This is a genomic window from Bradyrhizobium iriomotense (genome assembly GCF_018129405.1).
Taxonomy (GTDB): Bacteria; Pseudomonadota; Alphaproteobacteria; order Rhizobiales; family Xanthobacteraceae; genus Bradyrhizobium; species Bradyrhizobium iriomotense_B.
This window is the reverse complement of record NZ_JAFCLP010000023.1, coordinates 1-13,871: the sequence shown is the minus strand read 5'-3', so window position 1 is coordinate 13,871 and position 13,871 is coordinate 1. Positions and strand designations below refer to the sequence as shown.

Below are 13,871 nucleotides of genomic sequence, written 5' to 3'. Positions count from 1 at the left end.
GAGGCTTCGTCGCCCAGCGGCCTGCCAATCATTGTTGGACATCCGCGGAAGCATGAAAAGCGCTTAATTTCGTCTGTTGTGTTGCCCTTTTGGCAACGCGGTCCGGGCGGGCCGTGACAACGGCGGCGATGATCGTCGCTGCCGTCCTCGCCGGTTCAGCTGGCGACCTCGCGGATCATTGCCTTCAGCATCTCCGCGAGCACGCTCGCGATCGCGCTGGTGCCCCGGACATGTCCGATCAGCATCAGTGCCTGCGCATCCTGCGCAAGCTCGCGAACGGGAACGTAGGTAAGCCGCCCGGCACGCCGCTCGGATTCCACGTCGAAGGGGGTCAGGAAGGTGATGCCATCATTCAGGATGACCGCGTGTCGCATGATCTCGATCGAATTGGTCTCGATCGCCGGCTGCAGGTCGATCGCGACCCGCGCGAAAGCTGCCTCCAGATAAGGCCGGATCGCACTCGTGCTGTCGGCGATGACGAGCGGGTAGTCGATGCAATCGCTGAGACGGACGTTGCTTCGCTTTGCCAATGGATGGTTTGGAGTCATGACCGCACCGAGCCGGCCGACGGCGCGCGCGAGGACCTTCAGATTGGTGTCCTTGCCGAAATCGAACCCGATGCCGAGATCGGCTTCGCCGCTGGCGACAGCAACCTGAATTTCCGCTCCGGTATTGAAAAGCGTCAGGTTGAGCTTGACGCGCGGATTGCCCGCTCGAAACTCCTTCACCTTGTTCGGGACGAGGTTGGAGGCGAGGCCGCTCATCATCGCCAGTGTGATTTCGCCGCGTCGCAGGCCCTTCAACTCCTCGATCTTGACCTGGGTGCGGGTCAGCTCCTTGAGCGTCTGGCGAACGTGCCCGATCAGGACTTCCCCCGCGGCGGTCAGGATCAGCTTCTTCGGAAGACGCTGGAAGATCGGCGTTCCCAATTGCGTTTCGAGTGCGAGAATCTGGCGGCTGATTGCTGACGCTGCGACATTGAGACGGTCTGCCGCCTTGCGGATCGAGCCGGTGCGGGCAACCTCGTCAATGTAGTTCAACAGCCGGCTGTGAAGCATAGTTCTGGCCCCGATCGATTTCCGCAGGATGGTGGCTCGTTGCCGAAAAGGCAACAGGTCTGTCGAATTAAAGCGCTTTGAGGCGATGCCTTGGCGTGCGACATCCGTCACGACGAGAGTGCGCACCGTTCGAGGAAAATGATCCCATGTCGTTCAGCGTCGCCGATCTCACGCATGCGAAAGTCTTCCGCATCGCGCCGAAGGACACCAACTATTTCGCAGTCCTGTTCGATCAGGTGACGGATCGGATCGGCAACATCTTCGTCATCGAAATCTTCCAGCCTGGCGGGGCTACGCCACCCAACGAGCACGCCGCGGCGCACGAATTCTTTCACGTGCTGCACGGCGTCGGTGTCGCGCGCTGCGACGGCAAGACCCTGCCGATCAAGAAGGGCGACTCGCTTCTGCTGCACCCGGGCTCCGAGCACGTCATTGAGAACACCGGGCCGGGCAAGCTCTACACGCTCACCGTGATGACGCCCAACGAAGGCTTTTCCGAGCTGATCCGCAGCGGTGAGCCCGTCCAGCTCGACGCCGAGGACATGCGCGTCCTGCAGGGGCTCTAGGCGATGGACGTCGCATCACCCGATCCTGCCGTGAACGAAGACCTGCTGCCGCTCGGCTCGAGCCGCGCGAATTGCTGGATGGTCGCCGAGGGGCGGGCCAATCTGGTGCGCCAGCCGATCCTGCCGCGACCGGCGACGGTCCAGGCCCAGGGCAAGCTCGTCACCTTCGACCTCGCGCGCACCGCGCTCGTCATCGTCGATATGCAGAACGACTTCTGCCATCCCAGGGGGTGGCTGGCGCATATCGGCGTGGACGTCGCGCCGGCACGGCGCCCGATCGCGCCGTTGCGGCGATTGCTGCCGCTGCTGCGCGGCTGCGACGTGCCGATCATCTGGCTCAATTGGGGCAACCGGCCCGACCGGCTCAATCTCAGCCCGTCGCTGCTGCATGTGTACAATCCGAGCGGCGCCGGCATTGGCCTCGGTGATGAACTGCCGGGCTCGGGCGCGAAAGTGCTGGAGCGGGGCAGCTGGTCGGCGGCCATCGTCGATGAGCTTTCGGCAGAGCCGACGGATATCCACGTCGCGAAGTACCGGATGTCGGGCTTTCAGGATACCGAGCTCGACAGCATTCTTCGCAATCTCGGCGTAAACACCTTGATGTTCGCGGGGGTCAACGCCGATCAGTGCGTGCTCTGCACGCTGCAGGACGCGAACTTTCGCGGCTACGACTGCCTGCTCCTCGAGGATTGCACGGCCACGACGTCACCCGACTATTGCATGGCCGCCACCGTCTACAACGTCAACCAATGCTTCGGCTTCGTCGTCGGCTCCGAAGCGATCGCGGCGGAGCTCGTGCATCGTGCACCGAAGGATGGCCAATCGTGACTGACCTCGCATCTGATGCGCTGGACCGGCTGGTCGCCGATCTCGGCGACATTCCGGTGGTGACCGAGCAGAAGGTCGTGCGCCGTCGCTCGCGCGACTTCTTCTGGTATAGCCCCATTCTCAACGCACAGCTCGACGGCAAATCAGCCGACCTGATCGTGTTGCCGCGCGACGAGCAGGACGTGATCCGAATCGCGTCCGTCTGCGCGCGTCATCGCATGCCGATCACCGTGCGTGGCGGCGGCACCGGCAATTACGGCCAGGCCGTGCCGCTCGAGGGCGGAGTGCTGCTGGATATCTCGGGGCTCGAAAGCATCGAGTGGATCAGGCCAGGCGCGATGCGCGTCGGCGCCGGCGCCAAGATGCACACGATCGATGCGGCTGCGCAGGCGCAGGGGTGGGAGCTGCGGATGCATCCATCAACGAAGCGCATGGCGACGATCGGCGGCTTCGTCGCAGGCGGGTCGGGTGGTATCGGCTCCATCACCTATGGCGGCCTGCGGGATCCCGGGAACATCCTGGCCGCGCGCGTCGTCACGGTCGAGGAAGAGCCGCGCATCATCGAATTGCGCGGCGATGCGGCGCAGAAGGTCAACCGCGCCTATGGCACGACCGGCATCATTACAGCGCTCGAAATGCCGCTCGCGCCTGCATGGAAATGGATCGACGTCGTGGTGGCCTTCGACGATTTCATCGAGGCCGCAACATTCGGCTATGAGGCGGCCCTGGCCGACGGGATCGTGAAGAAGGTGCTCTCGCCGATCACCTGGCCGCTGCCTTCCTATTTCGGTGCGCTGAAGCCCTCCTGTCCCGACGGAAAGAGCGTGCTCATGGCGATGATCGCCGAGCCCTCTCTCGACAGCTTCAAGTCGCTGCTCGGCAGTCGCGGCACGATCACGCTCGAGACACCGACGGATGAGAGCCCCAGCCGGGTCCCGCTCTACGAATATTGCTGGAACCACACCACGCTCCAGGTGCTGAAGAGCGATCGTTCCGTAACGTACCTACAATGTCTCTATCCGCATGATCGCGTCCTGGAGAAGGTTGCCGAGATGCGGGAGCTGTTTCCGGACGAAGTGCTGCAGCACCTCGAATTCATCCGCTTCGGCGGCCGCGTCACCTGCAGCAGCCTGCCGGTGATCCGCTACACCGATGCAGATCGGCTGAACGAGATCATGCGGCTGCATGAAGAGCGCGGTGTCTTCATTGCCAACCCGCATGTCTTCACGGTCGAGGACGGCAGCCGGTACAAGCGCGCCGATGCCGATCAGCTCGGCTTCAAGCATGAAGCCGATCCGCATGGCCTGCTTAACCCCGGGAAAATGCGAAGCTTCGTGAGCGAGAGGCCTTGATATGGCTCTCGATGACGCCAAGCGCCGCCGATCGCCATCGTTCTGCATGCGTCGTCGGCAGCTCATTGCCCATGAAATCGGCATTGCTCGAAAGGCAACGGATCGCTCGAATAAAAATGCTTCAAGGCGACACTGTGCCTGTGCATCGTCAAGGCTTGGAACGTCTCGCAGCGCAGAGGTCGCCGGCAATGACCGGCGCGATACACGAGAGGCCCCCCGCATGGCGATCAAAACTCTGTTCCGAACGCTCGTAGCCGGCCTTGCGGCAAGCGTCGCCCTGGCTGTCTCGCTCCCGCCGGTCCGAGCCGCCGACAAGGTGACGCTGATGACCAGCTGGTTTGCGCAGGCCGAGCACGGCGGCTTCTACCAGGCCAAAGCCACCGGGCTCTATGACAATGCCGGTCTCGACGTCACCATCAAGATGGGCGGCCCGCAGGTGAATGGCTCCCAGCTTCTGCTGGCTGGCGATGCCGATTTCATGATGGGCTATGACATCCAGGTCCTCAAAGGCCGTGAGCAGAACCTGCCGCTGGTGACGGTCGCATCGTCGTTTCAGTTCGACCTCCAGGGGATCATGACGCATGAGGATGTGGCCGATCTCGCTGCGCTCAAGGGCCGGCCGATCCTGATCGCGGGATCGTCGCGCACGACATTCTGGCCGTGGCTGCGAGCCAAATACGGCTTCACCGACGACCAGATCCGTCCCTACACCTTCAACCTGCAGCCCTTCTTCGCCGACAAGACGGTGGCGCAGCAGGCCTATCCGTCGTCCGAGCCGTATCAGGCCGAGCAGCAGAACGTGAAGGTCAAATTCTTCCCGCTCGCCGACGGCGGCTATCCGCCCTACGGCTCGACCATCGTCACGACCGAGAAGATGATCGCGGACAAGCCCGAGCTCGTATCGCGCTTCGTCAAGGCCTCGCTCGAAGGGTGGCGCGACTATGTGAAGAACCCGGCGCCGGCAAATGCCCTGATCAAGGCCGACAACGCCAAGATGACGGACGGACAGCTCGCGTTCGCACTCGAGAGATTACGGGCGATGAAGGCCATCGACAGTGGCGATGCGGCAACGCTCGGCGTCGGGATCATCACGGCCGAGCGCTACGAGAAGACCTACGACTTCCTGGTCACGAACGGCCTGCTCAGCCCGAAGGTCGACTGGCACAAGGCCTTCGACGACCGCTTCGTCAGGAATCTGAAGATCGGCGTCAAGTGAGGAGCCGTGATGAGGGTGTTGTTGCCCGTTGAACCGCTCGACCAGACGGCGAAGCAAACCACGGCTGCAGCCGATGGCGCGCCGGCCGTCGAGGTCCTGTCCGCCGAGAAGGTGTTTGCCAACGGCGCGCGCGGACTGGCGCCGATCGATCTGTCCATCGCCGACGGCGAGTTCCTGACCCTGATCGGTCCGTCCGGCTGCGGCAAGAGCACGCTGCTCAAGCTGATAGCCAATCTCATCGAGCCATCCGACGGCCGATTGCTGTGGTGGCGCGGCGACTTTGCGCAGGTAGGGCAGGAGGGACGGCGCCTTGCCTTCGTATTCCAGGAGCCGACCTTGATGCCCTGGGCCCGGGTCGAGGCCAACGTCCGCTTGCCGCTGGAGTTCGGCAACATGCCGCGGGCCACGGCGGAGCCGAAGGTTGCGGATGCCATCGCGCGTGTCGGTCTCTCCAAGTTCAACCGGCACTTCCCGCGGCAGCTGTCCGGCGGCATGAAGATGCGCGTCTCCATCGCGCGTGCCCTGGTCACCAATCCCAATCTTCTGCTGATGGACGAGCCGTTCGGGGCCCTCGACGAGTTCACGCGCAACAAGCTGGATGACGACCTCGTCAACCTGTCGTGGGAGCGCAAGCTGACCACGGTCTTCGTGACGCATTCGATCTACGAGGCCGTGTTCCTCTCGACCCGGATCATCGTCATGGCCGCGAACCCCGGTCGCATCTTTCGCGTCATGACCATCGACCAGCCGCAGCCGCGCGACCAGGGTTTCCGCGACAGCCCGAAATTTGCGGCCTATTGCCGCGAATTGTCGACTTGGCTTGCCGAGGCATCGCTGCAATCAGTAGGCGGAGGCGGATCATGAAGCCGTTGTTCGAATCCGAAGCCTTCGTGCGGATTGCCGCCCCGGTTGCGGTCGGCATCGTCCTGTTCGCGGTGTGGGAGATCGGCTTTCGGCTGGCCTCCGTTCCCGTCTACCTGTTTCCAAAGCCGACGGACATCTTCGCAAGCCTCCTGCATAATGGGCCCTCGCTCCTGCGCGCACTCCTCGTGACCTTGCGCGTCACCTTGCAGGCCTTCGTCGCAGCCGTCATCCTGGGCACGCTGATCGCCTTCATGTTCGTGCAGAGCCGGGCGATCGAGGTCAGCCTGTTTCCCTATGCGGTGCTCCTCCAGGTGACGCCGGTCGTCGCGATTGCGCCTCTCATCATCATCCTGGTGAAGAACACGCAGCTGTCGCTGACCATCTGCGCAACCCTGGTGGCGCTGTTTCCCATCATCTCCAACACGACGTTGGGCTTGCGCAGCGTCGACCCGGGACTTGCGAATTTTTTCCGGATGAATCGTGCCAGCCGCTTCAAGACGCTGGTGAAGCTGCGCATTCCGGGAGCGCTGCCCTATTTCTTCGGCGGCTTGCGGATATCGAGCGGCCTGGCCTTGATCGGTGCGGTGGTAGCCGAGTTCGTGGCAGGTACTGGTGGGCGCTCATCGGGACTTGCCTATGAAATTCTCGATGCGGGATTCACGCTGGACATTCCTCGCATGTTCGCGGCTTTGTTCCTGATCACTTTGACCGGAGTTCTGTTGTTCGCGGCCATGGTCGCGCTGTCGCAGTGGGCTTTGTCGGATTGGCACGACAGCGAGACCAAGGCCGAGGCATGACCGCCATGCTGATCGACAATGCCGCCGGCATCTTCACCGGCCTGCCGGGAGCCGCCATGCGCGCCGCCGGCCAGATCCGCATTCGTGACGGCGTCATTGTCGAGATCGGCGCACTGCAGCTAGAGCCGGGCGAGCAACGCCTCGATGCCCAAGGCGGAGTGATCTATCCCGGCCTGGTCTCGACCCATCATCACCTGTTCCAGAGTGTGTTGAAGGGCGTGCGGTCCGGCATCGACCTGCCGCTGGCCGGCTGGCTGCGCGCCGTGCCTTACAGGTTCTGGTCGAAATTCGACGAGGAGGCGCTTGCCGTCGCGGCCCGGATCGGGCTCGCCGAGCTGCTGCTTTCGGGAACGACGACGGTTGCCGACCATCATTATCTCTTCAGCGACACGTTCGGCTTCGACCCGGCGCAGGTGATATTTGAAGTGGCGCGAAGCCTCGGCATCCGCCTGGTGTTTTGCCGCGGCGGCGGCACCACGGCGCGCCATGTCGATACCGACAGGTTTGCGGCCATGCCGGTCGAAACGCTCGATCGTATGTTGCAGTCGGTCGAGGCCTGCGCGCAGCGTTTCCACGATGCGTCGCCGAACGGTCTGTCGCGCGTTGCGTTGGCGCCAACCACGCCGACCTGGTCGCTCGATCCGGGCGAGCTGCGCGAGGTCATTGCCGCGGCGCGCCGCATGGGCGTGCGGCTGCACAGCCATTTGTCGGAGACTGCCGACTATGTCGAGTTCTGCCTGTCGGTACACGGGAGGCGTCCGGTGCACTGGCTGGCCGATCACGGCTGGCTGGGCGAGGACGTCTGGTTCGCGCACCTCGTGCATCTCGACGACGACGAGGTACGCATTCTCGCGAGCACCGGGACCGGCATGGCGCATTGCCCGCAATCCAACTGCCGCCTCGGCTCCGGCATCGCGCCCGCCGACGCAATGGCGCGCCTCGGTGGCGCGGTCTCACTCGGCGTGGACGGGGCAGCTTCCAACGAGGCGGCCGACATGCTCTGCGAAATGCACAGTGCCTGGCACACCCATCGCGCCGTGAAGGGCGCGAGCGCAGTGACGGCCGAGGATGTCGTGCACTGGGCGACCGCGGGCGGCGCGCGCGTGCTCGGTATGCCTCACGTCGGCACGCTGTCGCCGGGGCAGCAGGCGGACATTGCCATCTTCAAGCTCGACGACATCAGGCATTTCGGCATGCACGATCCCCTGATCGCGCCGGTGACCTGCGGCGGATCGGCGAAACTTCGTTATCTTCTGATAGGCGGCCGCATCGTCGTCGCAGACGGTGCCATTCCCGGCCTCGACCTGCAAAAGCTCAAATCGGACGCCGCGCGCGTGGTCACGCGCCTGGCCGCCTGATCGCGGAGGATCATCATGTTGAGCACGAAACAGCCCGTGCTGCGCCGGTTCTGGTACGCGCTGATGCCGCTCGATCACCTCGAGGATGGACCAAAGCCGTTTACGCTGCTCGGCGAGCCGATCGTCCTGTTCCTCGACGCCGAGGGCCAGCCCGCCGCGCTGGAAGACCGTTGCTGCCACCGCACGGCGAAGCTCTCGAAGGGCTGGTGCAACAACGGCAACATCGTCTGCGGCTATCATGGATGGGAGTATGACCGCGACGGCAAGCTGGTCATGATCCCGCAGTTTCCATTCGAGCAGCCGGTACCTGATGCGAAAGCGCGCTCCTTCCGCGCCAAGGCCCGCTACGGTTATGTCTGGGTTGCGCTCGACGAGCCCTTGGCCGACATCCCCGAAATTCCCGAGGACGGCATGCCCGGCTATCGCCGCATCAACCAGTTCTACGACAAATGGAACACGGCGGCGCTGCGGCTGATGGAAAACTCGTTCGACAATGCCCACTTCGCCTTTGTTCACAAGGGCACCTTCGGCGACATCAATCAACCAAAGCCCGAGAAGTACGAGATCGTCGAGACCGAAGCCGGCTTCGATGCCGAGACCATCATCACGGTTCGCAATCCGCCCAATGCCTACAGGATCACCGGAACGAAAGAGCCGATGACCAGGCGGCATCAGCGCAACAAATGGTTCATGCCGTTCTGCCGGCGTCTCGACATGGAATATCCGTCCGGCATCCGGCACATCATCTTCAATTGCGCGACGCCGATCTCGGATGGCCAGATCCAGGTCGTCCAGCTGCTGTTCCGCAACGACAGCGAGGCGGACTGCTCGACGCAGGAGCTGATCGATTGGGATGCCGCGATCATTGCCGAAGATCGCGACATGCTGGAATCGACGGATCCGGATGCCATCGTCGATATGGGCCGCAAGATCGAGATGCACATGCCGTCCGACCGTCCAGGCATGATCATGCGCAAGCGCCTGCTCGATCTTCTACGGCAGCATGGCGAGGAGGAGCGGCCGCGCCAGTAGATCAGCCTCCGAAGGGGGCAATCGGTTGGCTGCCACAGTCGCGCAATCCGGCAACCACGCCTCGCATATCACGCACAACCGGGGGTAGCAATGAGCCCGCGCTTGGAAAGCCGGAACGCGAGCGTCACCGCGAAATTGCCCAGGCGACCACATCCGGCAAATGGATTTGTGGATCCCAATCCTTGATTGGAGTTGATTGATACCCTACTACTGTTACTGACGGGCAACACAGGTGCGGACTGGTGCGGACGATCATTGCTGACGATCACGCGATTATGCGGGAAGGTCTGAAGCAGCTTCTGTCGACCGTGGACGAACTCATTGTCAGCGGAGAAGCAGCGGACGCAGAGGCTGTTCATCGGCTGCTGAACGAAGGCCCCGCCGATCTTCTCATCCTCGATCTCGGCATGCCGGGTGTGAGCGGCTTTCAATTCATAGCTCACCTGAGAACTGCTTGGCCGGAGCTGCGGGTACTTGTCCTCACCGCCAATGTCGAGCCGCGTTCCGTTCGGGCAGCCTTTTCCGCGGGCGCAAACGGCTATTTGACCAAGAGCGGCGATCCATCCGAACTCGTCGCTGCGATCGATGCCATCAGAAAAGGCCATGCCTATGTAGCGGAGGAGGTCCGCTTTGCGGTGGACCACCATGACGGCCCGAGCGAAATCCCGGAGCCCTCGGCAGCGATCGTATCTCCGGTCACGCTGACGAGGCGTGAGCGGCAAATCCTGGCGATGATCCCTCACGGCGTCACCAACCGCGACATCGCCAGCCGTCTCGGCATCAGCCTGCTTACCGCCCGAAAACATCGCGAGAATCTTATGCGGAAGCTCGACCTGCACAATGGTGCGGAACTGACGGCTTACGCGGTCCGTCTCGGCCTTCCAGCGGGGTAGCGCAACGGCAATTCCCGCTGCACTTGCCGGCGCGCGGAGAGGTCTCGATGCAAGAAGACAAGATACGCGAGGCGCTCGTAGAGCTCCTGTATCGCAATTCTTATGGAGTAGTGGCCTCCAACGTCCTCATCTCCCTGGCGGCGGCATACGTACTGAGGAGCACCGTACCGGCGAACTGGTTGGTCGGATGGCTCGGTGCGCTGTATCTGCTCACCGCCATACGCGTCCTGGCCGCGCGCCGGTTCTTCAGCCGGAATCGAGAACCAGCGTCTGTGTCGCGATGGGCGTGGCTCGCGGCTGCGTTTTCCTGCGTGTCGGGCCTGCTGTGGGGAATGCTCGGCTGGGTCGGATTCATTCCCGAACAGCCCGTTGTTTTTTTATTCACCATTGTTGCCTTGACCGGCCTGGTCTGCGGCACGGTTCCATCGCTTTCGGCCTTTCCGCCGGCGCTGGTCGGCTCGATCATCGCAACGGTGCTGCCAGTCATGGTGCGCGCCGTTATGAATGGAGGTGATACCTCCGGCGCATATCTCGCCCTGCTTACGGGACTTGTGACCATCAACCTCTATTATTGCCGCACGACGCACCGCATGCTGCGTGAGACCATCAGGCTGCGCTTGGAAAACGTCGAGCTGGTTGGTCACCTCCAGGAAGAGCGCGACCGCGCGCAAGCGGCCGATCACGCGAAAACGCGTTTCCTCGCGGCCGCCAGTCACGACTTGCGCCAGCCGATCCATGCCTTGAGTCTGCTGATTGCCACGCTCGCGACGCTGGGTCGCCGCGGCGCCGTCCTATCCGGCGATGCGCGCGATCTCGCCGGCAAGGCAAAATCCATCGTCGGAAACCTCAGCGCCCTTCTGAACGGACTGCTCGACATCTCCCGGCTCGATGCCGGCGTCGTCACTGTTGCGAAGGAGACGGTGAACCTGTCCCAGCTTTTCAACCAGGTCAGCAACGAATTCGGCGCGGAGGCGAAGGATCGCGGCCTTGACTGGCGTGTCGTTGAAAGCCGTCTCCACGTGGACAGCGATCCCATGATGCTGAAACGGGTCCTGGGCAATCTGCTGTCGAACGCCTTTCGATACACGAGATCCGGTGGCGTCCTGCTCGGTTGCCGCAGGCGCGGTGCTTCGGTGGAAATCCAGATATGGGATACCGGGCCCGGCATCCCCGCAGATCAGCAAGCGATGATCTTCGAGGAATTCGTGCAGTTGCAGAACCCGGCGAGGGATCGCACGCAAGGCCTTGGCCTTGGCCTCGCCATCGTTCGCCGCACTGCCGCACTGCTGCAACATCCTCTGAGGCTGGTCTCCGTCGTCGGCCGCGGTTCGATGTTTTCCGTTACGGTTCCGCAAGCCAGTGCAGTGGCGCCTTCCCCGCCCGATCAAAGAGCACCACCTGCAGACATCACTTTCAGCATCATGGTCGTGGAAGACGAGGAGGATGTTCTCGATATCATGGTGCAGTTGCTCGCGCTGCAGGGGCATCGGGTCTATGCCGGCCGATCTGCCGCCGAGGTGCAACAGATTCATGCGGAGGCGATCGCGGCCGGCGATGCGCCCGTCGATCTGATCGTCGCCGACTATCGCCTCGGAGATGGCGCTACCGGCCAGGACGCAATCGAGGCTCTTTGCGCCTATATCGGCCGGTCCTTGCCTGCCGTTATCGTGACTGGCGATACCTCGCCGGCGCGCATCAAGGAAGCCACCGCCAGCGGTCATCGTATTCTTCACAAGCCGATCACCGGCGAGCAATTGCACGAAGCGATCATTGCAGCCTGTGTTGACGGAAAGGCATCAATCATTGGTGCTTGCTCAAAGGACGTGTAGCTGCCCCCAAAATTGGCGATCAACCGGCCGCGGTTGAGATTGTAGCTCCGCGCGGACGCCCACGGCGCCGCTACCTGTGGCGACAAAGGCCGTTCGGCTTTCCCCTCTTGCCGACCACGAAATACGACATCTGCCGTATCGCTCGCGGATTGCCCCAGTGATATCCATGTGGATGTCATCGCCGCCGTCGCCAGGGAAGCGGTGCTATTTCGCCCAGCAGCGATAGTCCATTTTCGAGTTTACAGCATGACGCCATATGAGAAGCAGACGATCTGTCATCAATCGCGCGATCTATTTCCCTCAATATCAATTTTCGACAGAAAGGTGCGAAGCGTCCTTAAAGATCTCCTCGTCCCCCTTCACGTATCACGGCGCCTTAGGGCGATGCACGCAATCGGAGAATACCGGCATTTGATTGCGAAGGACTGCGCTTCGTTGAATTTTCGAACGCGCACAAGGCGAAATTTGGATATGGCAATTGCCGATAGCTCCCACGCCCGGCGACCATCGCCACCTCTCAAGGCGTGGACAATGGCTGTCCTGGTTGGCTTCGGCATTTTGCACGTCGTCGGAGAATGCATGCTGCATCAGGCGCCGAGTATTCGACCGATCGAAACGGCAATGGCGGCGATCCACGGCGACTAGATGGATTGGTTGTTTGTCACTTGAGTGGGTTCGGACGACCCCACGCTGTCCCGCCACCGACGACGATCACCATCTTCAGGAAGCGATGTCATGTCCGACATAGCGGTTTATCTTGTGCTAAGCGGGGCGGTTTTTGCAGGTGCGTTCGTTTCCGGCCTTTCCGGGTTTGCGTTCTCGGCGGTCGCCGGCGCCATCCTGCTGCACGTGTTTCCGCCCATAGAAGCTGTGCCATTGATGATGGCCTGCAGCATCACCGTACAAGCGGCCAATCTGTATGCGCTACGCAAGAACATGCAATGGAAAACCAGCCTGGTTTTCATCGCTGGTGGACTATTAGGCATTCCGATCGCGATCTATCTCCTGCAGAACGTGGATACAGGCATTTTCAGACTGGGATTTGGAACGCTTGTATCGCTTTACGCAGCATATGCCCTGGTGCGGCCGACGGCTGCCTACTTGCGTCAGATGGACAGCCGGAGCAGGAACGCGCTGGTCGGATTTGGTGGCGGGCTGGTCGGCGGCCTGACAGCGATGCCCGGCGCACTTCCTGCGATCTGGTGCGACATCCACGGTCTCCCGAAAAATCAGCAGCGCGGTCTGGTTCAGCCTTACATAGGCGTCATGCAACTTTTCGCCCTCGCTCTCATGCTTTCGCACCAAAGCCTCTCGTTGAAGGTCTTGATCGACTTTGGCATTTCTCTGCCCGCCTTAGCTGCGGGAACGGCTGTAGGTATCTTGCTGTTCGGTCGGGTCAACGAAGCAGCCTTCAAACGAATTATCCTGGGCTTGTTGCTGTTTTCGGGACTTTGCCTTGTGATCTAGAAGGGGGTGTCGTCGAGAGGCGTGAGTGGCTTCTGCGTGCGCGCCGGCCCGGTCCGGGGCTCATGCTTTTGATCCAATCGTGTCATGCGGAAAATTGAAGAAGGTGTCGCACGTTCGGCGGGCGTGGGGAGAAGCGGTAGCGTTTCCCCGCTACCAATCGCACGTGGCCTTGCGGGCGAGAAGAAAGCCGCCGGGTTTTCACGCTGGCGGCTTCGAACAGTCCGTAGCTGTCGATCGCTCGACACTCTCGTGCGTACCGCCGTTACCTTGTTTGCGGCCATGCTCGGTCTTTGTAAGGCGAAACATTCGATTCTGCTGTGACCTGCATCACACAGTGAAAAGATGAGGCGAGAATCTTGGAAGGTGGAAGACTTCGATGGGGCTTCACTTCAAATGAAGACGGCAGTGGACTTAACCTTACAGCGATCACCGTTGTCTCACTCTGGGGCTGGACCATCCCGTCGGGCAAAACACCCGCCACCCCGTCAACCCCTTCCCGCAAAAATATTCCACTTTACCGAAATTCGGATTTAGCGTATGTGTCGCCCATCCCGGCTCATCCTTGAGGGGCGATCATGTGGTCGTCATTTTCGCGAGCCGGGCTTGCGGTG

The 13,871-nt window shown here is 62.0% G+C and carries 13 protein-coding genes; 12 read left to right on the top strand and 1 reads right to left on the bottom strand.

The features are described from left to right. Positions 1-155: 155 nt before the first annotated feature. Positions 156-1,058: a LysR family transcriptional regulator gene (locus JQ592_RS32365; RefSeq protein WP_211406782.1), complete on the bottom strand. Its 903-nt coding sequence runs from the start codon at positions 1,056-1,058 to the stop codon at positions 156-158. 146 nt (positions 1,059-1,204) lie between these two features. Between JQ592_RS32365 and JQ592_RS32360 the strand changes: the two genes are divergently transcribed. The 12 genes from JQ592_RS32360 (at position 1,205) to JQ592_RS32305 (ending at position 13,260) form a co-directional block, all read left to right on the top strand. Beyond that, positions 1,205-1,624, top strand: coding sequence for a cupin domain-containing protein (locus JQ592_RS32360; protein ID WP_211406781.1), 420 nt, complete (start codon positions 1,205-1,207; stop codon positions 1,622-1,624). Positions 1,625-1,627: 3 nt separating this feature from the next. Then, positions 1,628-2,452 (top strand): cysteine hydrolase family protein, encoded by an 825-nt coding sequence (locus tag JQ592_RS32355; RefSeq protein ID WP_211406780.1) that lies wholly within the window; start codon positions 1,628-1,630, stop codon positions 2,450-2,452. Next, positions 2,449-3,804, top strand: a complete 1,356-nt coding sequence (locus tag JQ592_RS32350; RefSeq protein ID WP_211406779.1) for an FAD-binding oxidoreductase — start codon at positions 2,449-2,451, stop codon at positions 3,802-3,804. The genes JQ592_RS32355 and JQ592_RS32350 overlap by 4 nt, the downstream gene beginning before the upstream one ends. Before the next feature lie 220 nt (positions 3,805-4,024). Further along, a complete protein-coding gene (locus JQ592_RS32345) occupies positions 4,025-5,020 on the top strand; it encodes an ABC transporter substrate-binding protein (protein WP_211406778.1) in 996 nt (331 codons plus the stop codon). Positions 5,021-5,029: 9 nt separating this feature from the next. Then, positions 5,030-5,884 carry an ABC transporter ATP-binding protein gene (locus tag JQ592_RS32340; RefSeq protein ID WP_211406777.1) on the top strand — a complete coding sequence of 285 codons (855 nt, stop codon included), beginning with the start codon at positions 5,030-5,032 and terminating at the stop codon, positions 5,882-5,884. Beyond that, entirely contained in the window at positions 5,878-6,681 is an 804-nt protein-coding gene (locus tag JQ592_RS32335) for an ABC transporter permease (protein WP_433996445.1), read from the top strand. Before JQ592_RS32340 ends, JQ592_RS32335 begins: the two co-directional genes overlap by 7 nt. After that, the gene (locus tag JQ592_RS32330; RefSeq protein WP_211406775.1) at positions 6,678-8,039 is read left to right on the top strand and encodes an amidohydrolase family protein; all 1,362 of its coding nucleotides are present in this window, start codon (positions 6,678-6,680) and stop codon (positions 8,037-8,039) included. Before JQ592_RS32335 ends, JQ592_RS32330 begins: the two co-directional genes overlap by 4 nt. 15 nt (positions 8,040-8,054) lie before the next feature. Next, entirely contained in the window at positions 8,055-9,071 is a 1,017-nt protein-coding gene (locus JQ592_RS32325) for an aromatic ring-hydroxylating oxygenase subunit alpha (RefSeq protein ID WP_211406774.1), read from the top strand. Positions 9,072-9,313: 242 nt separating this feature from the next. Further along, on the top strand, positions 9,314-9,964 hold the full coding sequence (locus tag JQ592_RS32320) for a response regulator transcription factor (protein WP_349630512.1): 651 nt from the start codon (positions 9,314-9,316) through the stop codon (positions 9,962-9,964). Positions 9,965-10,011: 47 nt separating this feature from the next. Beyond that, the gene (locus tag JQ592_RS32315) at positions 10,012-11,793 is read left to right on the top strand and encodes an ATP-binding protein (protein ID WP_211406773.1); all 1,782 of its coding nucleotides are present in this window, start codon (positions 10,012-10,014) and stop codon (positions 11,791-11,793) included. 168 nt (positions 11,794-11,961) lie between these two features. Next, entirely contained in the window at positions 11,962-12,438 is a 477-nt protein-coding gene (locus JQ592_RS32310; protein WP_211406772.1) for a hypothetical protein, read from the top strand. A gap of 90 nt (positions 12,439-12,528) precedes the next feature. Beyond that, on the top strand, positions 12,529-13,260 hold the full coding sequence (locus tag JQ592_RS32305) for a sulfite exporter TauE/SafE family protein (protein ID WP_211406771.1): 732 nt from the start codon (positions 12,529-12,531) through the stop codon (positions 13,258-13,260). Positions 13,261-13,871 lie beyond the last annotated feature (611 nt).

Bases quoted from the DNA above. Each gene is read 5' to 3' on its own strand.
- JQ592_RS32365 (WP_211406782.1), bottom strand. From the start codon at position 1,058: ATGCTTCACAGCCGGCTGTTGAACTACATTGACGAGGTTGCCCGCACC.
- JQ592_RS32360 (WP_211406781.1), top strand. From the start codon at position 1,205: ATGTCGTTCAGCGTCGCCGATCTCACGCATGCGAAAGTCTTCCGCATC.
- JQ592_RS32355 (WP_211406780.1), top strand. From the start codon at position 1,628: ATGGACGTCGCATCACCCGATCCTGCCGTGAACGAAGACCTGCTGCCG.
- JQ592_RS32345 (WP_211406778.1), top strand. From the start codon at position 4,025: ATGGCGATCAAAACTCTGTTCCGAACGCTCGTAGCCGGCCTTGCGGCA.
- JQ592_RS32340 (WP_211406777.1), top strand. From the start codon at position 5,030: ATGAGGGTGTTGTTGCCCGTTGAACCGCTCGACCAGACGGCGAAGCAA.
- JQ592_RS32330 (WP_211406775.1), top strand. From the start codon at position 6,678: ATGACCGCCATGCTGATCGACAATGCCGCCGGCATCTTCACCGGCCTG.
- JQ592_RS32325 (WP_211406774.1), top strand. From the start codon at position 8,055: ATGTTGAGCACGAAACAGCCCGTGCTGCGCCGGTTCTGGTACGCGCTG.
- JQ592_RS32315 (WP_211406773.1), top strand. From the start codon at position 10,012: ATGCAAGAAGACAAGATACGCGAGGCGCTCGTAGAGCTCCTGTATCGC.
- JQ592_RS32305 (WP_211406771.1), top strand. From the start codon at position 12,529: ATGTCCGACATAGCGGTTTATCTTGTGCTAAGCGGGGCGGTTTTTGCA.